The organism is Mesorhizobium sp. B2-2-4, from assembly GCF_006442375.1.
Lineage (GTDB): Bacteria > Pseudomonadota > Alphaproteobacteria > Rhizobiales > Rhizobiaceae > Mesorhizobium.
Genome location: NZ_VFWB01000018.1, coordinates 1 through 22,302, shown reverse-complemented (window position 1 = coordinate 22,302; position 22,302 = coordinate 1). Strand labels below are relative to the sequence as shown.

Sequence of the window (22,302 nt, the reverse complement as noted above, 5' to 3'; positions counted from 1 at the left end):
ACCACGGCCGGCCGATCCACCGCAATCGCTTTCGCGAAAAGTCGTTTGTCATCTAACTGAAATAATCATCTGGCATTAGCCACGGCGGGTACCGCAATGCTTGCCGGCAAAGCTGTTTCAGGCGCCGGAATCTTTTTTGATCGTCGATTGCCAACCGGCCGGCTGCGTCTATGCTGCCCGCACCGGTATGGCCGAAGAGGGATGACCATGGCCAAGGCGGACAAGACTGCGACAATGAGCCGGCTGCATTCGGCGGCAAGGCTGGCAAGAACAGCGCTTGCGGCACGGCTGCTGGCGCATGGCTTCTATGCCGGCCAGGACCAGATCATGCTGGCGCTCGACCGCGAGGACGGCCAGACCCCGGGCAATCTGGCTGGCCGGCTCGGCGTGCGCCCGCCCACCATCACCAAGACCATCAATCGGCTGCAGGCACAGGGTTTTCTGCAAAAGCGCGCCTCCGACGCCGATGCCCGCCAGGCGCATATCTTTCTCACCGACACCGGTCGCGAGACCATCCGCGCCATCGAAAAGTCGGTGAAGAAGACCGAAAAGCAGGCGCTGAAGGGCCTCGACAAGAAGGACCAGAAGGCGCTGTTCAAATTTCTTGCCCGCATCGAGGCCAATCTTTCGAACGAAGAACTGGCCTTGATCGACGACGACGCCGAGTCGGACGACTGACCGCCGGTGCGGTGATCAGGCTGCCGCTGCGGCCCCACGGATCAGCGAAGACCAGCGTCCCGGCGTCATGCCGAATGCCTTCTTGAATTGCCTGTTGAAGTGGCTTTGGTCGCTGAAACCGGCCTCGGCCGCGATCTGTGCCAGCGGCTCGCCGGCGGCGATCATGCGTCGCGCGCGCTGAAGCCGGCGCATCAAAAGGAAACGATGCGGGCTGGTGGAGAAAGCGGCGCGGAAATGCCTGGACAAGGCATAGCGGTCGAACCCGGTAACCGCCTCCAACTCGTCGGATCGCACGGGCCGGGCAGAGTTTTCCGTGAGATAGTCGCGCGCCAGAGCGGCCGCCCGCCAGGCCGTTCCCGGCACCGCTCTCGCCGGCTGGCCGGCATGGCGGGCGAGCCCTTGCATAAGTTGCGCCAGGAAGTCGGCGACGAACAACTCGTCGAGTTCCTCCTCCAGTGGACCCAGCGCCGAAAGCAAGGTCGCGCGCAGGCGTTCGTCCGCCACCACGGCTTGCCTGACGAAAGGCAACGATGCGCCGCCGAGGCAGTCCAGCATCAGCGACGGTTCCAGATAGAGGATCCGGTAGCGCAGCCCGTCCTCGGTTCCCGCGCCGCCATCATGCAGTTCGTCGGGATGCAGGACGATGATCTGGCCGGGCAGGCTATGCCGCACCGCACCGCGATAGCGAAAGCTCTGCACGCCTTGCAGCGTCACCCCGATCGCATAGGTGTCGTGGCGATGCAGGTCGAAGGCGCTACCGTGGAATCGCGCCTCGATGCGCTCCATGCCGGCGGGGTCGCGGGCGGGAATGATGCAGTTTTCCGCAGCCTCCGCGCACAAACGTCCAAGACCCTGGAACGCCTGGCTGCCTAGATCGAGCGACATCGCTTCCTTTCGCCTTGAAAGGGGCATAACCACGAATGGTCACTGTCTCATGTTCGATACGAAATTTGCAATCGTGCTCAGGGATGATCTGCCGGTCTGGCAAAAACTCAACGTCACCGCATTCCTGACCAGCGGCGTCGTCGCGCAGTTCCCCGATATCATCGGCGAGCCCTATCGTGACCGCGCCGGCAATGTCTACAACCCGCTGTCGATCCAGCCCGTCATCGTGCTGTCCGCCGACCAGGTGACACTCGGCGCGATCCACAGCCGCGCCCTGGAGCGCGGAGTAACGAGCTCGCTCTATGTCGAGGAGATGTTCTCGACCGGGTTCGACGCCGCCAACCGCGCCGTCTTCGCCGAATTCGCGCCGGAAGACGCCAAGGTGGTCGGCATTGCATTGCGCGCCGACAAGAAGACGGTCGACAAGATCACCAAGGGTGCTCGCATGCATCCCTGACGGCGCCGGCCTGAGCCTGTCGGCGCGTCTTGTTGTGCCAGCCGCTTTTGGCTTGCCGCACGCCCGCAATTGCCGCAAAAGGTGGGCCTCAGCCCAGCTTTCCATTCGGCCTGCAAGTGAGTGCTCCCCAAACATCTTCAGAAAGCGCGACGCCGCCGGTGGCGATCCTGTGCATGCTTTCCACCTATGTCTTCTTCACCTTTCTCGACACCAGCAGCAAATACCTCGTCCTAGCCGGCGTCTCCGCGCTTGTCGTCGCCTGGGTGCGCTTTGCCGTGCATGTCGTGCTGGTCGGCGCGCTGTTGCGCGGCTGGCGTGAACCGGCGCGGTTCCGTCCGGCCAACCTGCCGGCTCATGTCCTGCGCGGGCTGTTCCTGTTCGGCTCGACCATCTTCAACGTGCTGGCGCTGCGGTCCCTGCAACTGGCCGAGACGACATCGATCTATTTCTTCGGGCCGATGGTCATCACCGCACTTGCCGGCCCGCTGCTTGGCGAATGGGCGGGCTGGCGGCGGTGGCTGGCGATCCTGACCGCGTTCGCCGGGGTTCTGATCATCACAAGGCCGGGAGTCGGCGTTTTCGGCATCGGCCACCTGTTCGCGCTCGGCTCGATGCTGTCGAACTGCTTCTATGTGATCATGACCCGGCGCATGTCGGCGACCGAGACATCGGAAAGCCTCATCCTGTTTTCGGCACTGGCCCCGGCGGTGGTGCTCCTGCCCATGCTGCCGTTCTCGTTTTCCCTGCCGCATGATGGCTGGCACTGGTTCATCCTGCTCATGCTCGGCGTCTTTGGCGGCGTCGGTCACTGGCTGCTGGTGCAGGCCTATCGCATGGCCACCACCACCGCGCTCGCCCCCTATCCCTATTCGCAGATGGTGTGGATGATCCTTTCCGGGCTCATCGTCTTCAAGCAGTTCCCCGACCGCTGGACGCTCGTCGGCGCCGCCGTCATCGTCGCCAGCGGTCTCTACATCGTCCATCGCGAGCACCGGCTGCGCCTGCGCAATCGTGCGGTGCTGGACATCGAGGCGGAAGCGCTGGCAAAAAAACTTTGATTTAGCCTCGAAGGGTGGCATAAGGCCGCCTTTAAACAGTTTAAAAAAACGACGGGGGAGCGGAAGGCTGGCACAGAAGATCAAGCTGTCGACGATCGCGGATGCGCTCGGCGTGTCCACGGCCACGGTATCGCTGGCGCTGCGCGACAGCCCGCTGGTCGCAGGTGGCACCCGCGACCGCATCAAGGAACATGCCCGCGCCATCGGCTACATCTACAACCGCCGTGCCGCCAGCCTGCGCACCTCGCGTTCGGGCATTGTCGGCGTCGTCGTGCATGACATCATGAACCCGTTCTTCGCCGAGATCCTGCGCTCGATCGAAAGCGAGCTCGACCGCAGCCGCCAGACCTTCATTCTGTCCAATCACTACGACCAGCTCGAGAAGCAGCGCACTTTCATCGACACGCTTTTGCAGCTCGGCGCCGACGGCGTCATCATGTCGCCGGCCATCGGCACTCCGGCCTCGGATATTCTGATGGCCGAGGAAAACGGCCTGCCGGCGGTGCTGATCGCGCGCACCGTCGAGGGCGCCGACGTGCCGGTTTTTCGCGGCGACGATGCCTATGGCACGGGGCTTGCCACCAATCACCTGATCTCGCTCGGCCACAAGCGCATCGCCATGATCGGCGGCACCGACCAGACCTCGACCGGCCGCGACCGCTACCAGGGCTATGTCAACGCCATGGAGGCCGCCGGGCTGGAAGTGCGGCCGGCCTGGCGCATCCCCGGCCCGCGAACCAAGCAAGCCGGCTTCGAGGCCGCCGGACAGTTCCTGGCGCTGAAGGACAAACCGACAGCCGCCTGCTGCTGGAACGACCTCGTCGCCATCGGCCTGATGAACGGCATCGCGCGCGCCGGCCTGGTGCCTGGCCTGGACATATCGGTCACTGGCTACGACGATCTCGAGGAGGCGGCAATCGCCACGCCGGCGTTGACCACCGTGTGGAACGGTCAGCGCGAGGTTGGCCGCCGCGCCGCCAGCGCCCTGCTCGACAAGCTGAACGGGCAGACGGTGCGGCCCTCGCAGGAACTGATCAAGCCGGAACTGCATGTGCGACAGTCGACCGGCAAGCCGGTGGAGCGTGCATGACAAAGCCCGAGCAACTGCAAACCGTCGCCATCCTGGTGCCGGGGCATTTCAACGACCACGCGGTCGAGCGCATCGACCGGACATTCAGGCGTGTCGGGATCGAGCGCGCCGACCCATCCCTGGTCACCGATGATATGCGCGACAACGTGCGCGCCATCGCCTCGTTCGGCGGCATCAGCGCGGCCTTCATGGATGCATTGCCGAAGCTTGAGATCGTCGCCAGTTTCGGCGTCGGCTACGATTCGGTCGATGCCCGCCACGCTGGCGATCACGGCATCATGGTCACCAACACGCCGGATGTGCTGACCGAGGAGGTCGCCGACACCGCCATCGGCCTGCTGATCAACACCGTGCGCGACCTGCCGCGCGCCGAAGCCTGGCTGCGCGACGGCAGCTGGCAGCGCAAGGGCAACTATCCCTTGAGCCGGCTTACCTTGCGCGGCCGCAGCGCTGGCATTTTCGGCATGGGCCGCATCGGGCTCGCCATCGCCCGCCGGCTGGAGGCGTTCGGATTGCCCGTCGCCTATCACAACCGGCGCCGGGTCGAGGGCCTGTCCTACCCCTATCATCCGACGCTGAAGGGCCTCGCCGAAGCAGTCGACACGCTGATTTCGGTGGTCCCGGGCGGCGCCTCGACGGAAAAGGCGGTCGATGCCGAGATCCTGTCGGCGCTTGGCGCCAACGGCGTCTTCGTCAATATCGGGCGCGGCAGCACGGTCGACGAGGCGGCGCTTGCGACAGCCCTCGCCAAGGGCACTATCGCCGCCGCCGGGCTCGATGTCTTCGCCGACGAACCGAACGTGCCGCGGGCGCTGCTTGACGCGACCAATGCCAGTCTGTTGCCGCATGTAGGTTCGGCGTCGGAGCACACACGTCGCGCCATGGCGGATCTGTGCGTCGACAATCTGGTGTCCTGGTTCAGCGAGCGCCGGCCGATTACACCTGTGCCCGAGACGGTGCATGTGAAGGCGCGCGGCTGAGCGGTCGGCTGCCATATTTATTAACGTCAGCTTAACCCTTTGAAATCATTCTTCATCCTGTCCGTACGCATGGATGAGGATCAGCATGAAAACGCTTTCCGTACTGATCGGAGCCGCCGCCCTGTTTGGCGGCGTTCAGCTGTTTCATGGCGGCACTGGCGAAAGCGTCGCTGAAGAGGCCGCGCCGCCCGACACCTACAGGCTGGTCGCCAATGGTGATGAGGGGGTTTGCGCAATCAAACGCGGCGCCACCGTCTCGGACGGCCTGTCGCTTTTGACGGTGGCTCCGAACTGTAGCCGACTGATGCCAGGCATCGAGCGGGCGAAATTCTGGCGCGAGCAGGAGGACGGCACGGTCGCCTTCAGCGTCAACGGCGTCGATCCGATCGTCACCTTCGCGGTCGCCGATGGCGACGGATTCGAATCCTACGCTCCTGCACTGCCGCTGCTGTCGCTGGCGGCCGCCGGGGACCCGAGCACCAACGACTGATTACTCCGCCGCCGCGCGGGCGCCGGCTTTGGCAGCCGCATGCAGGCGAACCGCGTCGCCGAAGGCCCGGAAGATCTTGGCCGAGTTACTATCCGACTTGACCCAGTATTCGGGATGCCACTGGACGCCGACCGCGAAGGCGCGGGCATCCTTTACAGAGACCGCCTCGACGGTGCCGTCGTCGGCCACGGCTTCGAGCTGCAGCTTCGAACCAAGCCGGCCGATTGCCTGGCGGTGCAAAGAGTTGACCTTCATGTCGCCGGCCCCAAACACACCGGCCAGGCAACTGCCCGCCTTGATCGAAACGGTCTGGTGAATCGCGAAACGTTCGTCCTGATTGTCGCTCACCGGCGCGCGGTGGTCGAGCGAGCCTTCACGCTCCTGGATTTCAGTGCCCAGCGTGCCGCCCAGCGCCACGTTCATCTCCTGGATGCCGCGGCAGATGGCAAGCAGCGGCACGCCACGCTCGATCGCTTTGCGAATCAGCGGCAAGGTGGTGGCGTCGCGTGCCGGATCATACGGGCCGTTCGCCTCGCTGGCATCGCCGCCATAGAGCGAGGGGTCGACGTTGGATTTCGAGCCGGTCAGCATGACGCCGTCGACCGACGACAGCAGCTCATCGAAATCGAGCCGCTCGCCGAACGAAGGCACCAGCACCGGAAACACGCCGGCGCCGGCTATCGCCGCCTCCAGATATTGCTGTGGGGCGGCATGCCAGGTGTAGTTGTCGAATTGACGGACGTCGGTCGATATGGCGACGAGCGGCTGCTGCATTTTGGCTTTGTTTTCCATCTGGGCCGGGGAATCCTGCCTTCAAAATAGGCGATCCCAGCACATTTTTCCATGACAAGTTTCGGTCCGTCGGATGGGCCACCAAACGGCCCGTTAGACTATAGTTGCAAGGCCCTGCGCACACGCCGTCAAATCAGGCCGCCACGCTGGACTCGACTCCTTGCCCGTGTATTGTTTCGCCCAGCCGTGCGGGGCATCGAGCATGCGCCGCACGTCGGTTTGTTGATCCAAAAGGGAGGACTTCATGGATCGTCGTTCATTCATCCGCAAGGCCGGGACGACCGGCGTTGGCGCCGCTGTGGCCGCCGCCACGCTCGCCGCGCCGGCCATAGCCCAGTCCAATCCAAAGGTGACGTGGCGGCTGGCGTCGTCCTTTCCCAAATCGCTCGACACGATCTATGGCGGCGCCGAGGTCTTCTCAAAGATGCTTTCGGAAGCCACCGACGGCAACTTCCAGATACAGGTCTTCGCCGCTGGCGAGCTGGTGCCCGGCCTTCAGGCGGCCGACGCCACGACCGCCGGCACGGTCGAGGCCTGCCACACGGTGGCATATTATTACTGGGGCAAGGATCCGACCTGGGCGCTGGGCGCGGCGGTTCCGTTCTCGCTCAACGCGCGCGGCATGAATGCCTGGCACTATCATGGCGGCGGCATCGACCTGTTCAACGAATTTCTCGCCACGCAAGGCTTGTTCGGCCTGCCTGGCGGCAATACCGGCGTGCAGATGGGCGGCTGGTTCCGCAAGGAGATCAACACGGTGGCCGACCTTTCCGGCCTCAAGATGCGCATCGGCGGCTTCGCCGGCAAGGTTGTGCAGAAGCTCGGCGTCGTGCCGCAGCAGATCGCCGGCGGCGACATCTACCCGGCGCTCGAAAAGGGCACCATTGACGCAGCCGAATGGGTCGGCCCCTATGACGACGAGAAGCTCGGCTTCTACAAGGTCGCGCCCTACTACTACTATCCAGGCTGGTGGGAAGGCGGCCCGACCGTCCACCTGATGTTCAACAAGGCGAAATACGAAGAACTTTCGCCGACTTACAAGTCGCTGCTGCATACCGCCGCGCAAGCCGCCGATGCCAACATGCTGCAGAAATACGACTATCTCAATCCTGCGGCGGTGAAGCGGCTGGTGGCCGGCGGCGCCAAACTGCGTCCGTTCAGCCAGGAGATCATGTCCGCCTGCTTCGAGAAGGCCAATGAGGTCTACGCCGAAATGGAAGCCTCGAACGCGCCGTTCAAGAAGATCTGGGACTCGATCAAGGGCTTCCGTAAGGAGCACTATCTCTGGGCGCAGGTGGCCGAGTACAATTACGACACCTTCATGATGGTCCAGCAGCGCAACGGCAAGCTGTAAGGTTTTTCTGCCTTATTTCGAAGACCCCGGACTCGGTAGTCCGGGGTTTATTCGTTGGGCGTCGGTGCTGGAAACATCGATAGTCGAAGGCGTCGAAACTTGCGCCGCAGGGCCGGGGGTAGAACGGGTTCGAAGCGACAGCGGCACTCAGCCTCGGTCCGGCACCACCACCACCTTGACCTCGCCGGCGGCAGGCGGGTTGGCGATTACCGCGGCGGCCTCTTCCAGCGGCACCTGCCTGGAGATCAGCCGGTCGATCTCGATCGCGCCCGAAGCGATCAGCTCGGCGGCGCGGCGGTGCGTGTAGGGATTGAGGAAGGAGCCGAGAACCTTCAACTCGCGAAACAGAAGATCGAAGGGCTCGAACGCCGCCCTCATGCCTTGCGGCACCACGCCGACAATGACGACCGTGCCGCCGGCCCTCGCCAGCCGCAGCGACTGCTCGACCGTTTCCTGGACACCGGCACATTCGAGCACCACGTCGACACCGCCGGGCACCAGTCCCGCTGGCCCGGAGATGGCATCGATGACGTCGGCGGCGCTTGCGTCGACCGTTGCCGTCGCGCCGAGCTCCTCGGCCAGTGCGCGCCGTGATGCCTGTCGCGTCGACAGGATGATGGTCGTCGCCCCTGCAAGCCTTGCCAGTTGCACTGTGAGCAGGCCGATCACGCCGCCGCCAAGTATGGCGACCGAGGAGCCGGGCTTGATCTCGGCCAGATCCACGCCATGCAGGCAGCAGCCGAGAGGCTCGCAGAAGGCGCCGTGCGTCGGCTTCAAGTCCGCGGGCAGGATGAAGGCCTGTTTCTGCGGCAACACGACGTAGTCGGCGAAGCCGCCGTCGCGATGGATGCCGATGGCATTGAGATTGCTGCACAAATTGATGCGGCCGGCATGGCAATGGCGGCAGCGTCCGCAGGCGATGTTGGGATCGCCGGTGACGCGGTCGCCGATCGAGAAGCCGCTCACGGAATGTCCCATTGCCTCGACGATGCCGGAGAACTCATGTCCGGGCGTTACCGGCGGCCGGCAGGGAAACTCGCCGTGGAAGAGATGCCGGTCCGTGCCGCAGACGCCGCAGGACTCGATGCGCACCAGCAGATCGTCAGGCCCGGGAACCGGCTTGGCGACCTCGCGCAGCGTGATGCTGCCAACCGCTTCCAGCCGTACCGCTTTCATGGTTTTGCGACCTCCGGCATCAGTTGAAATTCGGCGGCTGCGACAGATCCGGCTGTGGTGCCGCCGGTTTGGCGGGCGCCGTGTCGCCGAAGTTCGGCGGTTGCGACAGGTCGGGCGCGGCAGGCGCGGCGGGCGGCGGGGCGCCAGTGGCGGGTGCGGGGCCGCTCCCGGCCGGCGGCGTGCCGAGCGGCGTCAGTCCCGGCACCTCCGGCACCGTATAGTCGATCGTGCCGGAATCGACCGCTGTGCCCTTGTAGTGCATCACCATTTGCGGGAAGGCGATGGTGAGCCCGATCATGATCACCTGGATGCAGACGAACGGCACGGCGCCCCAATAGATCTGACCCGTGGTCACCGGCGCGATCTGCTTGCCGGTCAAGCGGTCGAGATAGGGCACCCGGGCGGCGACCGAGCGCAGGTAGAACAGCGCGAAGCCGAAGGGTGGATGCATGAAGCTGGTCTGCATGTTGACGCCCAGAAGCACGCCGAACCAGATCAGGTCGATGCCGAGCTTGTCGGCGGCCGGTGCCAGCAGCGGCACGATGATGAAGGCCAGTTCGAAGAAATCGAGAAAGAAGGCAAGCACGAAGACCAGGATGTTGACGCCGATCAGGAAGCCGACCTCGCCGCCCGGCAGCGAGGTCAGGAGATGCTCGACCCAGATGTGGCCGTTGACGCCGTAGAAGGTGAGGGAGAAGACGCGCGCGCCGATCAGGATGAACAGCACGAAGGACGACAGCCTTGTCGTCGAAGCGAGCGCCTGCCTGACCACGTCGAGCGACAGCCGGCCTTTGATCGCCGCCATCGCCAGCGCGCCGACAGCGCCCATGGCGCCGCCCTCGGTTGGAGTGGCGATGCCAAGGAAAATGGTGCCCAGCACCAGGAAGATCAACGCCAATGGCGGGATCAGCACGATCACGACCTGCTGCGCCAGCCGCGACATCATGTTGATTTTCAGGCGCTGATCGGCGATCGCAACGATATAGATCACGGCCACGCCGATGCTGGCGCCGAGGATGTCGGCATTGTCGCCATGGGTCGGTGCGAGATAGCGGTAGGCCGCGTAGGAGATCGCCACCGCCGCCAGCAACGCCACCAGCAGCGACACGACGCCGTGGCCGAGCGTGCGTGCTTCCAGCGGCAGCGCCGGCATCGAATTCGGCCGGACGATCGTCATGATCAGGATGTAGAGCATGTAGAGGCTGGTCAGCACGATGCCGGGGATCAGCGCGCCCGCATACATGTCGCCGACCGAGCGGCCGAGCTGGTCGGCGAGCACGATCAGCACCAGCGACGGCGGGATGATCTGGGCGAGCGTTCCGGACGCGGCGATGACGCCGGACGCCAGCCGGCGGTCATAGCCGTAGCGCAGCATGATCGGCAGCGAGATCAGCCCCATGGCGATGACCGATGCCGCCACCACGCCGGTCGTGGCGGCCAGCAACGCGCCGACGAAGATCACGGCATAGGCAAGCCCGCCGCGGATCGGCCCGAACAGCTGGCCGATCGTATCGAGCAGGTCTTCCGCCATCCCCGATCGCTCGAGCACGATGCCCATGAAGGTGAAGAAAGGGATCGCCAGCAGCGTGTCGTTCGACATCACCCGGCTGCCGTAGAAATTATCCGGCAACGCATGCAGCAGCGGCCAGGCGAGATTGATCGAGCCGCCCGAATAGGGTGAGACCAGCACGCCGATGAAGAAGAACAAAAGTCCGTTGGCGGCGAGCGAGAAGGCGACGGGATAGCCGATCAGCAGGAAGAGGACCAGCGAGGCGAACATGATCGGCGCCATGTTCTGGGCGATGAACTCGATCACGAGCGCACCTCGTCGGCCAGTGCCTTGGCTTCGAGTTCCGCCTGCTCATGCGCCGATATGAACGGGGTCGGGTCGTCCATGTCGCCGCGCATGATGGCGATCTTCTTGATGATCTCGGAGATGCCCTGCAGCGCTAGCAGGAAGAAGCCGACCAGCAGGATCGCCTTTGCCGGCCAGATGATCAGCCCGCCGGAATTGTTCGACATTTCGCCGCTGCGGAACGACAGCGACACATAGGGGACGAAATAGATCACCATCAGCGTCACGAACGGCATCAGGAAAAAGACATGGCCGAAAAGGTCGATCCAGTGCTGCACGCGGCGCGGGAACAGGCCGTAGACGATATCGATGCGGATATGGTCGTTCTGCTTCAGCGTATAGGCCGCCGCCAGCATGAAGGCGGCGCCGAACAGGTACCATTGCAGCTCCAGCCACGCATTCGACGAGGTGTCGAACACCTTGCGGATGGTCGCGTTAGCGGCGCTCACCAGGATTGCCAGCAGGATCAACCACGATATCCATTTGCCGATGAACTCGTTCACACGGTCAATCGTCCTGGATAGAGCGAGAAGCCCTGCCATGCATTCCTCCCTTTTGTCCGAGGCGCGACGGCTCCCCGTTGTTTTACGCCGCGCCGCTGTGGCCTAACCGTATGCCGTGCGTGGCAGGACGGGTCAACACAGGAGCGGCGCTGTCAACGCGGTTGTGAGACGAGGAAGCCGACGAAGCGCAGGGCTGCGGCGCAGGGCTCGGAAAACCGGAACCGGCTTCCGGCAGGGTTCGTGGGCAAAATCAAAGCGTTAAGGAGATCGTTTCGTTGCCGAAACAGGCTCATCGGTGGCAGGCGTCATGCAACCAAAGTCTGATGCTGATCACGCGATCTTGGTCTGGTCGCGGCCAGCGCCGATCAGCACCAGCATGGCGACGAGGAACAGGTACATCCATGCGTCGCGCCATTCCACCGGGAAATAGCCGGCCCACAGCGACTCGGCCATGCCGAAGGCGGCAGCGCCCAGGGCCGCCCGCGGCGGTGAGAGATAGCCGCCGACCGCCGTCACGAACAGGATCTTCAGCCCGTAGACGAGGCCGGAACCGAAACTGACATTGCCGTAATAGAGGCCGGCCATGACGCCGGCCAGCGCGGCGCAGAAACCGCCGAACAGCACTGCGTGGCGGAACACGGCGCGCACATCGACGCCGCACATGGCGGCCGCCTTGGGATCGTCGGAGACGGCGCGCCAGCGCCGGCCGAAATTCGAATGGGCAAAGGCCCATGCCGCAAGCGCCACCGCCGCCAGCACCACGGCGCAATCGAGCAGCTGGATCAGCGTCAATGTCGCCTTGAAGCGGGCATCCTGCGCGAAAACGACAGGCTGCGCCAGCATAGGCGGCAGCCACAGATCATGCGTGTCGGCCGCGATGCGGCTTGCTTCCGACAAAACCAGCAGGATGCCAAGCGTGGTCACCACGATCGCGTTGGGCGAGCGGTCGGCCAGCGGTTCGAAGACGCTGCGCGACAGGACGCAGCTGATAAGCGCGGCGTAGAGGAAAGCCGCTGCGATGCCGAGCACCACCGCCGCCGTCAGCGTCAGCCACAGCACCTGGTAGCCGAAGGCGGCGGTCAGGATCATCGTCTGTCCGCAAAAGGCGAACAGCGCGCCATAGGCCAGGTTGGTGCGGTGCAGGATACCGTTGGTCAGCACATAGCCGAACGCCAGCAGCGCATAGAGTGCGCCTGAATGCAGCCCGTTCAGGACCTGCTGGAACAGATACAGCATGCGAAAATCCTCGGGGCATGTCGCCCAAAGCGCATAGCGGTTTTGGGACGACGATACGCTCCAGACAGAGAGCGGCAATACCCGCTTCAGGGCAGACTTGCATCGTCGAATCTAACTTGTCAAATGCCATTTATCAGTTAGATTTCGGACATGACGGTATCCTGGACCCCGCACCGCTTCACCGGCGGCCTGCTCGCGCTCGACACGGCGAACACCGTCGTGCTGCGTGCCGATCCGGAGAGGACCTTCGACCGTTTTGACGATCCGCGCGAGATCGCCCACTTCGCGGACGCGGCGAGCGGCTTTCGCGCCGCCGAGCTTGGCGGCAGGCGGCTGGCGGTCTCCGCGCCGGCTGCAATCGCGCCTGTCGTGCTGGCGATCCGCGAGGCGACGGACCGGTTGTTTCGCCACGCGGTGTCGAAAGGCACGGTCGCTACCGATCATCTCTCCGGCCTCCTGGCGGCCTGCGCCGACGGTCTTGCCGGTAGTCGGACCGAGATCGCAACGCCCGGAAAGCCGTTCGGCGATCCGGCAACGCCGATCGCATTCGAAGCGGCACTGGCGGTTTCCGCCCTGTCGCTGCTGCGCGAGGACACGGTCGCCAGGCTCAGGATCTGCCCCAATTGCTCCTGGCTGTTCGTCGACCGCAGCCGCAATTCCAGCCGCCTGTGGTGCGACATGGCGGTCTGCGGCAACCGCCAGAAGGCAAGCCGCCACTATCGCCGCCGCAGGGCGGCCAATGAGGTCAACAATGTCCAGGACTAGCTCTCGTTCAGCCCTGCTCGGCATGGCGCTGATCGCGGCGATGGCGCTCGGCGCCTGCCGCGACACCGGCAAGGACGGTGAAGGCAAGTTGTTCGAGATTTCGGGCAAGATATTCGTCTTCAACTATCGTCTCGCCAGGGCGACCTATGTCGTGACGCTGCGGCCCTTGCGGCCGATGGGAGAGGGCCAGGTCGCGGTCGCCAGCTTCCAGGATCCGGCCGGCGGCGCGCCGTTGGTGGTCGAGCAGAAGGTCTGGCCCAAGCTCGACAAGGTGACGCTGGAGAGCCCGGCTTTGACCTGCGTCGTCAAGAACAAGCCTTATACGATCGCCATCGCTATCAAGGGTTCCGACGGCGCGGTCCTGCAGAAGATCGACACCACGCTGATGTCCACCGAAGACCAGTCCATCCTGCCCGACCGGCCGCTCGTCATTGACCAGCTCTACACCGCCAATCCCGATCTCGTAGGCCACCCCGACGGCAAGCTGCCGGGCGAGCCGAAGCCCGACTGCTCCAAGGGGACCTGACGCTCGCCGCCAAGCCGAAAGGCAAGCGAAATTTTCGTACGCCGGACATTGCTCGCGGGGCGATTTCATACCGGGCAAGGGATGACGGCGGATCGTTCGTTGCGCGTTGCCTGGCACGTCCGATTTCGTTTGACCTGTCTTGCAAGGGGAGAAAGGATGCGTCATCCGATCCCGACGCTGGCTGCCTGCCCCCGCGCGGCCTCCGCAGAGGAAATGCCTGATGACGCTGCACGACGTCGCGCTCGACGACAAGTTCGACCTGGGGAAGGAACGCATCTTCCTGTCCGGCGCCCAGGCGGTCATCCGCATGCTGCTGATGCAGCGCGAGCGCGACCGCCGCGCGGGCCTGAACACGGCCGGCTTCGTCTCCGGCTATCGCGGTTCGCCGCTGGGCGGCCTCGACATGCAGCTGTGGAAGGCAAAAAAACAGCTCGCCCAGGCCGACATCGTCTTCCAGCCCGGCCTTAACGAGGAACTCGCCGCTACCGCCTGCTGGGGATCGCAGCAGACGGAACTGCTGGGCGAAGGCACCCATGACGGCGTTTTTTCGGTTTGGTACGGCAAGGGTCCGGGGGTCGACCGCTCCGGCGACGTCTTCCGCCACGCCAATCTGGCCGGCTCGTCGAAACATGGCGGTGCGCTCGCTTTGATGGGCGACGACCACATGGCCGAATCCTCGACCAACGCGCATGCCACCGAATTCCTGTTCGTCGACGCCATGGTGCCGATCCTCAACCCGGCCGGTGTCCAGGAGATAATCGATTACGGGCTCTACGGTTTTGCCATGTCGCGCTTCGCCGGCACATGGGCGGCCATCAAATGCGTCAAGGACAACATCGAATCGACGGCCTCGGTCGATGCCTCGATCGAGCGTCTGAACATCGTTAATCCCGAGTTCGACATGCCGCCCGGCGGCCTCAACATCCGCCACGAGATCGACATGCTCGGCCAGGAGGAGCGGCTGCATGAGTACAAGCGCGCCGCCGCGTCGGCCTTCATCCATGCCAACGGGCTGAACCGCGTCGTCTATTCGGGCGGCCGCAATCCCAGGATCGGCATCATCACCATCGGCAAAAGCTATCTCGACGTCCGCCAGGCGCTCGAGGATATCGGCATCGACGAGGCGGCCGCCGGCCGCATCGGCGTGCGGCTGTTCAAAGTCGGTTGCCCCTGGCCGCTCGATTTCCAGCACATTGCCGAGTTCGCGCGCGGCCTCGACACCATCGTCGTCGTCGAGGAGAAGCGTTCGCTGATCGAGGTGCAGCTTCGCGAGAGCCTCTACGGCACCGCCACGCAGCCCGTCATCGTCGGCAAGAAGAACGAGCGCGGCGACTGGCTGTTTCCGGCCAAGGGCGCGCTCGACCCCAACGAAATCGCCATTGCCCTTGGCGAAAGGATCGTGAAAACCATCGGTCCGTCGGAAGAGATTTCAGCGCGGGTGGCGAAGCTGCGCCAGTTCCAGGCCATGCTCGCAGACGCGTCGGACATCGGCTCCCGCACGCCCTTCTTCTGCTCCGGCTGCCCACACAATTCCTCGACCAAGGTGCCGGATGGCTCGATCGCCGCGGCCGGCATCGGCTGCCATTTCATGGCACTGTGGATGGACAGGAATACTGTCGGCTTCACCGCCATGGGTGGCGAGGGGGCGCAGTGGGTCGGCCAGGCGCCCTTTTCCAAGCGCGACCACATTTTCCAGAATCTCGGCGACGGCACCTACAACCACTCCGGCACGCTGGCGATCCGCTTCGCGCTGTCGTCGGGCGCCAACATCACCTACAAGATACTCTATAACGACGCGGTGGCCATGACCGGCGGCCAGCCGCATGAAGGCGGCCTGACGGTGGACATGATCGCCAGGCAGGTGCGAGCCGAAGGGATCGAGCGCATCGCCGTCGTCACCGACGAACCCGACAAATATGCCGGCAAGGTCGAGTTCCCGGCCGGCGCCACCATCCATCACCGCGACGATCTCGACCTCGTCCAGCGCGAGCTGCGCGGCGTCAGCGGGGTTTCGATCCTGCTCTACGACCAGACCTGTGCCGCCGAAAAGCGCCGCCGTCGCAAGCGCGGAACCTTTCCCGATCCCGACAAGCGGGTCTTCATCAACGAACTGGTCTGCGAGGGCTGCGGCGACTGCGGCGTCCAATCGAACTGCGTCTCCATCCAGCCGGTGGAGACCGAGTTCGGCCGCAAGCGCCGGATCGACCAGTCGAGCTGCAACAAGGATTTTTCCTGCGTCAATGGCTTCTGCCCGTCCTTCGTCACGGTGCATGGCGCCAAGATCCGCAAGGCCGAAGGCATCGCCGGCAAGACCGATCCGCTCGACGGCGTTCCAGCAGCCGCCGAATTCCCGCTCGGCGAACAGGGCTGGGCGGCGATCATCGACGGCGTCGGCGGCACCGGCGTCGTCACCGTCGGCGCCGTGCTCGGCATGGCGGCTCATCTCGAAGGCAAGGGCTGCGGCATGATCGACATGGCCGGGCTTGCCCAGAAGGGCGGTTCGGTGTTCACCCATGTCCGCATCGCCCGCACGCCCGATGACATCCATGCCATCCGTGTCTCGGCCGGCAAAGCCGATCTCGTGCTCGGCTGCGATCTCGTCGTGTCGGGCGCCAAGAAGGTGCTGGCCGCGGTGCGCGAGGGCCACACCATCTTCCTCGCCAATACTGCCGAGATCATGCCGGGCGAGTTTGCCCGCTCGGCCGATTTCTCGCTGCCCATCGAACGCTTGAAGAAGGCGATCCGCACTGCTGCCGGCGACGACAAGGCGCATTTCTTCGACGCCACCCGCACAGCCACCGCCCTGTTCGGCAATTCGCTGGGCGCCAACATGTTCATGCTCGGCTTCGCCTTCCAGCATGGCGGTCTGCCGCTGTCGGCGCAAGCCGTCGAAAAGGCGATCGAATTGAACGGCGAGGCGGTGGGGATGAACATCGCCGCCTTCCGCTGGGGCCGCCGCGCCGCGCATCAGCCGGATTTCGTGCGTGGCCTCGTCCAGCCGGGCAAGGACGGCCAACCCGCCACGATTGCCCAGACGCTGGACGAAATCATTGCCCGCCGGATCGCTTTCCTTTCCGCCTATCAGAACGCCGCCTATGGCAAGCGCTACGCCGGCAGGATCGCTGCCCTGCGCGCGGCCGAAGCCAAGGCAGCGCCCGGTTCGAGCGCCGTGACGGAAGCGGCGGCCAGGAACCTGTTCAAGCTGATGGCGATCAAGGACGAATACGAGGTGGCGCGGCTCTATACCGACGGCTCCTTCGCCGCCGAACTCGGCAAGCAGTTCCAGAGTTACGAAAAACTCGAATTCCACCTGGCACCGCCGATCCTGGGCCGTCGCGGCAGTGACGGCAAACCGAGGAAATCGAGCTTTGGTCCCTGGATGATGAAAGGGTTCCGCATGCTGGCGGCGCTGAAGGGCCTGCGCGGGACAGCATTCGACCTGTTCGGCTACACCGCCGAGCGGCGCATGGAGCGGCAATTGCTGGCGCAATATGAGGCCGACCTGCAACGCGTCGCCAACTCGCTGGCACCGGACACCATCGAGGCCGCCACGGCCCTCGTCTCGGTGCCGGCACTCATCCGCGGTTACGGCCATGTTCGCCAAGCCAGCGCTCAAAAGGCAGCCGGCGAGCGCCAAAGGCTGCTCGAGCGCCTGTCCGGCACATCAGCGAGGGCGGAACTCCAGGCCGCCGAGTGATGGCCTTGTTTACCTAAAGCCCAATTCTCCCAGTCTGTCCTGCTTTGCGCGCCTTCGGCAAGCCGCCCAAAACCGCTGTTCTAAGCCTTTCTTAAGGCGGATGTGAGATGACGAGGCCTAGCGTTGGGCCGACGACATGGGCAGAACAAAGACCGAAAACATCCCAGCGGATGTTTATATCCAGTTTGTGCGGTCGTTGTTCGACAACGCCCACATGCTGGTGATCGGTGGCGTGTGCTACTGGATCCTCGGGCTAATGATCTACTTGCGTACGAACAATCCGTTGTTCCTGGCTTTCTCTTTTGTTCTGCTGTCCATCTGCCTTTACCGCTATTTCGGCATTCGCGCCTTCCGGAAGGCAGGCGGTGTAATAGCCGACGTCCAGGAGGCGCATCGGTGGGAGCGTAACTACATCCTCAAGGGCAGCGTGCAGGGCCTCACGTTGGGCGCACTGTGCTTCATATCGATCTATGTCTATCCCGATCCCTTTGCCGAACTGGCCGCGACGTCGCTGGCCATCGCGACCTTGGTGACGGTTGTTGGCAGGAACTATGGCTCTCCCATTATGGTGCGGGTTTTTTCCGTGACCTTCATTGGTCCGGCAGCACTTGCACTTTTGCTGCGCATGGATGTGCCTTCGGTCATTCTCGGTCTGATGATCATCCCGTTGACTTTCGTCACGATCAACAGCGCCGACCACGTCCGCGATGTGCTTTTCTCGGCCGTCATCGGCCACAAGGAAGCGAGGAAGCTCGCGCTCAGATTCGATCGCGCGCTCAATACCATGTCGCATGGCCTCGTCATGCTTGGCCCGGACGGTCGGGTGGCGGTCGCCAATGCCGAGGCCGCGCATCTGATGTCGCTCAAATCGGCCGATGCGCTGCTTGGGCGGTCAATCCATGGTCTCTTGATGCGCGGCGTCGTGGGCGGCATGCTGGCCCCAAAGGACTGCCGCTACATCGAAGCCCAGCTGACGCGTGCATTGCGCGAGGGCCGCGACCGTAAGGTCCTGGTTTCGCTCGCCAATGGCCAACATTACGAATTCTCCGCCCGCGAAGGCAGCCAGGAACTCGGAGTCATCACCTTCGAGGACGTGACGGCGCGCGTCGAGGCGGAAGACAAGATCCGCTTCATGGCGCGCTATGACAATCTCACCGGCCTGCCCAATCGCGCCTATTTCCACGAACTGATCGGCGAGGCGATGGCGTCAGGCGACCGTGACCGCCTCTGCGGCCTTGCCGTGCTCGACCTCGACGATTTCAAGAGTGTCAACGACACGCTCGGGCATCCGATCGGCGATGGATTGATCTACGCGGTGGCCGAGCGTCTTGCCGCCATTGCGGGACAAGGCATCACCGTCAGCCGCTTCGGCGGCGACGAATTCATGGTTTTCTTCGACCGTATAGAGGATGAAAGCCATCTGACCCTTCAGATCGACGAGATCTTTGCAGCGTTGCAAGGGGAGGTGGACGTCGCCGGCCACGGGCTGCGCATCCAGGCCAGCGCCGGCGCCGTGCTGTCGCGGGTCAGGGATACCGACGTCGACGCCATGATCGTCAAGGCGGACCTGGCGCTCTATAAGGCCAAGGAGCTCGGCAAGAACGGCTGGCGGCTGTTCGAGGCCGCCATGGACGCTGCGTTCCGCAACCGCCAGCTGATGAAGGCGGATCTGCGCAGCGCGGTGGAAGGCAAGGCCCTGCGCGTCGTCTACCAGCCGATCGTGGCGATGAGCACGATGCGCATCGCCAGCTGCGAGGCGCTGTGCCGCTGGGACCATCCCGACCTCGGGCCGATTTCGCCAGGCATCTTCATTCCGCTGGCGGAGGAAATGGGCATCATTTCCGAGATCAGCACCTTCGTGCTGCAGGCAGCCTGCACCGAATGCGCCAAATGGCCGGACCACACCAGCGTCTCGGTCAATCTCTCCGCCAAGGATTTCCGCAACCGGGACGTCATCCAGAAGGTTCGCGACGCTCTGGCCAGCTCCGGCCTTGCCGCCGGCCGGCTGGAGATCGAGGTCACCGAAACGGCGCTGCTCGATGACAAGTCGCTGACACGTCAATACATCGAGGAACTGAAGCAGATCGGTGTGCGCATCGCACTTGACGATTTCGGTACCGGCTATTCGAGCCTGAGCTATCTGCACAAGCTGCCGCTCGACAAGATCAAGATCGATCGCTCCTTCTTGATGGACGTCACCCAGAGCAAGCGTTCGCTGGAGCTGCTGAAGGGCATTGTCAATCTGTCGCGGCCGCTTGGACTTTCGGTGACTGTCGAAGGCGTCGAGACCTTTGAGCAGCTCAAGATCCTGGCCTTGCAAGTGAAACCGGATCTCGTGCAGGGCTTCCTGTTCGGTGCCGCGCTCAGTGCGTCGGGTATCGAGACGATGTCGAATGTCACCTGGCCATTCGCCGCTGACCTGCGTCGCACCGGTAAACGGACGGTCCGTTAGCGCCGTAATTTTCGACTTCGCTCGATTGGATTCCCCGCGCGTTGCGAGTCGCACGATGCTCTTTGATGTCGAACTCAATCGTTCGATGAGAGGATACGGTTCCGCCGTGATTTTGCCTTTGCGCAATGCTGCTGAAAGGTCTTCCTCACTACGCAGATGTATCGGAGGCATGATCCACATCCTCTCAGTGGCAATCGCTCGGACGATTGCTCAGTAAGATATTCTCAAGCGGCTCCCGGCCATTAAGGTTAACGGAATGTAAATCAACAAGATCTAAATTTCGGCTTGTGTCTCATTTCAACTCGAATAGCCTATCCTAGGTCGAATTCGAGGACAGACGATGGATGCTGCAACAGCTACAAGGAATGCGTCTGGCGGGGTAAGCACAGCCGGGGATTCGGTGCTGAATCGATCGATGATGCAACTGCTTGAGCATGTCGATTATCGCCTCATTACCGGGGGCGAGGATTTGGAAGCGATTTACCGGCTTCGCTATAAGTCCTATCTGCGCTCCGGCATGTGCGGCCCGCTCGCCAGCGGCATGTTCGAGGATCGCTGGGACAATCTACCCAATTCCTACCGATTCGGTGTCTATTGCTACGGCGAATTGGTGAGCACAATCCGCTTCCATTACATTTCCATCGAGCACCCGAATTCGCCCTCCGTTGATGCCTATCCGGAAATACTGATCGAGCGCCTTGCCCGCGGAGAAACCTTCATCGACGGAACCCGCTTCGCAACCGATCCTGATGCCGCGCCGGCACCCGGAGTGCTGCCGTTTCTGACACTCAGGCTTGCCATGGTGGCCTCGCTCTATTTTGGCCAGAACTCTGTGCTGACGCCGGTCAAGGTCGAGCATTCCAATTTTTATTCTCGTTACTTCAATGCCGTGCAGAGGACCGAGGCTAAGGAGTTTCCGGGCGTTCTTACCCGGATCGCCCTGTTCGAAATCCCCGCCGGCGAAAATATGCGCCTGACGCTCGAACGTTTCCCATTCTTCAGGTCGACGCCCATGGAACAGCGGTTGATGTTCGCCAATCCGGCCATCAATCGGCTGACGCCCTTGTCTATCGTGCCGACGGCGAAATATTATCGTGAGGCCGCCTGAGGCCCCTGATTTTGCAAAGCTCCGGAGCTTTCCGGCCAGATCCGCGTTTTGATGACGGCGGCGCGTTGACGCTCCGCGTCTTCATTTCGACGTATCTGCCAAAAGGACCCCGACATGCATATTTCCCAGCTCGCGCTCACGCCGCTTATCTCGCTGATCGCCGGGGTGCTGATTCTGGTCATGCCACGGCTGCTGAACTACATCGTCGCGCTCTACCTGATCATAGCCGGCCTGCTTGGATTGTTTCCGCACCTCGCCGGCTAAAGACGGACAGCGCGGTTGACGCGCCAGCCGGCTTCGTCCGGGATTGCGCGAAAACAAGCAGCCGGAGCGGTTCGGCGATTCTGCCGAACGCAGGGGCGCTTTGCTTCAAATTTCCCTTGAGGCAGTTGTCGGCTGCGATGCGGCAATAGCGCCATTGCTCTCGGCGCGGCTTTTCGCTATGTGCCTGAAAGATGTCTTCGAAGGGGTATTCCTATGGCTGAGCACACGCCGACCGGTCCTGTCGAACTGGGCGCGAAGATGGACTATGCCGAGCACGACCGCACCTATGCGGGCTTCCTCATGCTGGCCAAATACGGATCACTCTTCTGCGGCGCCATACTTCTGGCGATGGCTTTCGGTTTCTTCGCGGGCGGCTTCTTCTCGGCGACTATCCTGTTCGTCCTGATCATGGCCGTCGGCGCCTTCATTCTGCGATAGTCTTTCCAAAACCCCATTGCCTTTGACGTCGCCGGACGCCCCGGCCGACACTTTGCGCAAACAGGTTCCAGCCGAAAGGATCATGCGGTGGGACAGACGGTTTTCATCCCTCGTGAGCTCGATGCGAACGAGCCGCGCGTCGCGGCTTCGCCCGATACGGTGAAACGGCTGGCCGGCCTGGGTCTTGAAGTGGTTGTGGAGGCCGGTGCCGGCACGCGATCGCGCATTCCCGATGAGGAGTTCGCCAAGGCGGGCGCTTCGATCGGCGAGGCCGGCGATGTGGCCAAGGCCGACGTGGTGCTGAAGGTGCGCCGGCCGACCGATGCGGAGCTGAAAAGCTACAAGTCAGGCGCTGCGGTCATCGCCATCATGGATCCCTATGGCAACGATGCCGCCGTCGCGGCGCTGGCCAAGGCCGGGGTGACGGCCTTTGCGATGGAATTCATGCCGCGCATCACGCGCGCCCAGTCGATGGACGTCTTGTCCTCGCAGGCTAAC

At 63.4% G+C, this 22,302-nt stretch carries 20 protein-coding genes and 1 pseudogene; 15 read left to right on the top strand and 6 right to left on the bottom strand.

Features of this window, described 5'->3' with window-relative positions; all coding sequences use genetic code 11:
- The first annotated feature begins 207 nt into the window (after positions 1-207).
- Entirely contained in the window at positions 208-678 is a 471-nt protein-coding gene (locus tag FJ959_RS29955) for a MarR family transcriptional regulator (RefSeq protein ID WP_140501145.1), read from the top strand.
- Between the two features lie 15 nt (positions 679-693).
- On the opposite strand, the gene FJ959_RS29950 is transcribed toward FJ959_RS29955, so the two are convergent.
- On the bottom strand, positions 694-1,563 hold the full coding sequence (locus tag FJ959_RS29950; RefSeq protein WP_140633643.1) for an AraC family transcriptional regulator: 870 nt from the start codon (positions 1,561-1,563) through the stop codon (positions 694-696).
- 49 nt (positions 1,564-1,612) lie between these two features.
- On the opposite strand from FJ959_RS29950, the gene FJ959_RS29945 reads away from it, so the two are divergent.
- From FJ959_RS29945 to FJ959_RS29925, 5 genes are all read left to right on the top strand, one after another.
- Entirely contained in the window at positions 1,613-2,020 is a 408-nt protein-coding gene (locus tag FJ959_RS29945; protein WP_140512837.1) for a DUF2000 family protein, read from the top strand.
- A gap of 173 nt (positions 2,021-2,193) precedes the next feature.
- On the top strand, positions 2,194-3,078 hold the full coding sequence (locus tag FJ959_RS29940; RefSeq protein ID WP_181172018.1) for a DMT family transporter: 885 nt from the start codon (positions 2,194-2,196) through the stop codon (positions 3,076-3,078).
- A 67-nt stretch (positions 3,079-3,145) separates the two neighbouring features.
- On the top strand, positions 3,146-4,168 hold the full coding sequence (locus tag FJ959_RS29935) for a LacI family DNA-binding transcriptional regulator (RefSeq protein WP_140501249.1): 1,023 nt from the start codon (positions 3,146-3,148) through the stop codon (positions 4,166-4,168).
- Entirely contained in the window at positions 4,165-5,148 is a 984-nt protein-coding gene (locus tag FJ959_RS29930; protein WP_140633637.1) for a 2-hydroxyacid dehydrogenase, read from the top strand. Before FJ959_RS29935 ends, FJ959_RS29930 begins: the two co-directional genes overlap by 4 nt.
- 85 nt (positions 5,149-5,233) lie before the next feature.
- Positions 5,234-5,638, top strand: coding sequence for a hypothetical protein (locus FJ959_RS29925; RefSeq protein ID WP_140633634.1), 405 nt, complete (start codon positions 5,234-5,236; stop codon positions 5,636-5,638).
- Here FJ959_RS29925 and FJ959_RS29920 read toward each other — a convergent pair whose 3' ends face one another.
- Positions 5,639-6,412, bottom strand: a complete 774-nt coding sequence (locus FJ959_RS29920) for a gamma-glutamyl-gamma-aminobutyrate hydrolase family protein (protein ID WP_140633631.1) — start codon at positions 6,410-6,412, stop codon at positions 5,639-5,641.
- A gap of 262 nt (positions 6,413-6,674) precedes the next feature.
- Here FJ959_RS29920 and FJ959_RS29915 point away from each other — a divergent pair, with 262 nt between their 5' ends.
- Complete coding sequence (locus tag FJ959_RS29915; protein WP_140525590.1) at positions 6,675-7,784, top strand: TRAP transporter substrate-binding protein; 1,110 nt, start codon at positions 6,675-6,677, stop codon at positions 7,782-7,784.
- Between the two features lie 147 nt (positions 7,785-7,931).
- Here FJ959_RS29915 and FJ959_RS29910 read toward each other — a convergent pair whose 3' ends face one another.
- The 4 genes from FJ959_RS29910 to FJ959_RS29895 form a co-directional block, all read right to left on the bottom strand.
- Positions 7,932-8,960 (bottom strand): zinc-dependent alcohol dehydrogenase family protein, encoded by a 1,029-nt coding sequence (locus FJ959_RS29910; protein ID WP_140501133.1) that lies wholly within the window; start codon positions 8,958-8,960, stop codon positions 7,932-7,934.
- 19 nt (positions 8,961-8,979) lie between these two features.
- Positions 8,980-10,776 (bottom strand): TRAP transporter large permease subunit, encoded by a 1,797-nt coding sequence (locus FJ959_RS29905; RefSeq protein ID WP_181172017.1) that lies wholly within the window; start codon positions 10,774-10,776, stop codon positions 8,980-8,982.
- The gene (locus tag FJ959_RS29900; protein WP_140501131.1) at positions 10,773-11,357 is read right to left on the bottom strand and encodes a TRAP transporter small permease subunit; all 585 of its coding nucleotides are present in this window, start codon (positions 11,355-11,357) and stop codon (positions 10,773-10,775) included. The genes FJ959_RS29905 and FJ959_RS29900 overlap by 4 nt, the downstream gene beginning before the upstream one ends.
- Before the next feature lie 291 nt (positions 11,358-11,648).
- Positions 11,649-12,554 (bottom strand): branched-chain amino acid ABC transporter permease, encoded by a 906-nt coding sequence (locus FJ959_RS29895; protein WP_140633628.1) that lies wholly within the window; start codon positions 12,552-12,554, stop codon positions 11,649-11,651.
- A 150-nt stretch (positions 12,555-12,704) separates the two neighbouring features.
- Here FJ959_RS29895 and FJ959_RS29890 point away from each other — a divergent pair, with 150 nt between their 5' ends.
- From FJ959_RS29890 to FJ959_RS29855, 8 genes and pseudogenes are all read left to right on the top strand, one after another.
- The gene (locus FJ959_RS29890) at positions 12,705-13,319 is read left to right on the top strand and encodes a CGNR zinc finger domain-containing protein (RefSeq protein WP_140525588.1); all 615 of its coding nucleotides are present in this window, start codon (positions 12,705-12,707) and stop codon (positions 13,317-13,319) included.
- Complete coding sequence (locus tag FJ959_RS29885) at positions 13,294-13,845, top strand: hypothetical protein (protein ID WP_140633625.1); 552 nt, start codon at positions 13,294-13,296, stop codon at positions 13,843-13,845. The genes FJ959_RS29890 and FJ959_RS29885 overlap by 26 nt, the downstream gene beginning before the upstream one ends.
- A gap of 220 nt (positions 13,846-14,065) precedes the next feature.
- Entirely contained in the window at positions 14,066-17,542 is a 3,477-nt protein-coding gene (locus FJ959_RS29880; RefSeq protein WP_140633622.1) for an indolepyruvate ferredoxin oxidoreductase family protein, read from the top strand.
- A gap of 136 nt (positions 17,543-17,678) precedes the next feature.
- The gene (locus FJ959_RS29875; protein WP_140580591.1) at positions 17,679-19,994 is read left to right on the top strand and encodes an EAL domain-containing protein; all 2,316 of its coding nucleotides are present in this window, start codon (positions 17,679-17,681) and stop codon (positions 19,992-19,994) included.
- 340 nt (positions 19,995-20,334) lie between these two features.
- Positions 20,335-21,102 carry a hypothetical protein gene (locus FJ959_RS29870; RefSeq protein ID WP_140501119.1) on the top strand — a complete coding sequence of 256 codons (768 nt, stop codon included), beginning with the start codon at positions 20,335-20,337 and terminating at the stop codon, positions 21,100-21,102.
- Positions 21,103-21,216: 114 nt separating this feature from the next.
- Positions 21,217-21,366: a DUF3096 domain-containing protein gene (locus FJ959_RS29865; protein WP_140501117.1), complete on the top strand. Its 150-nt coding sequence runs from the start codon at positions 21,217-21,219 to the stop codon at positions 21,364-21,366.
- A gap of 213 nt (positions 21,367-21,579) precedes the next feature.
- The gene (locus FJ959_RS29860; protein ID WP_140501115.1) at positions 21,580-21,804 is read left to right on the top strand and encodes an aa3-type cytochrome c oxidase subunit IV; all 225 of its coding nucleotides are present in this window, start codon (positions 21,580-21,582) and stop codon (positions 21,802-21,804) included.
- An 87-nt stretch (positions 21,805-21,891) separates the two neighbouring features.
- Positions 21,892-22,302, top strand: a pseudogene (locus tag FJ959_RS29855) (NAD(P)(+) transhydrogenase (Re/Si-specific) subunit alpha); the annotation flags it as partial.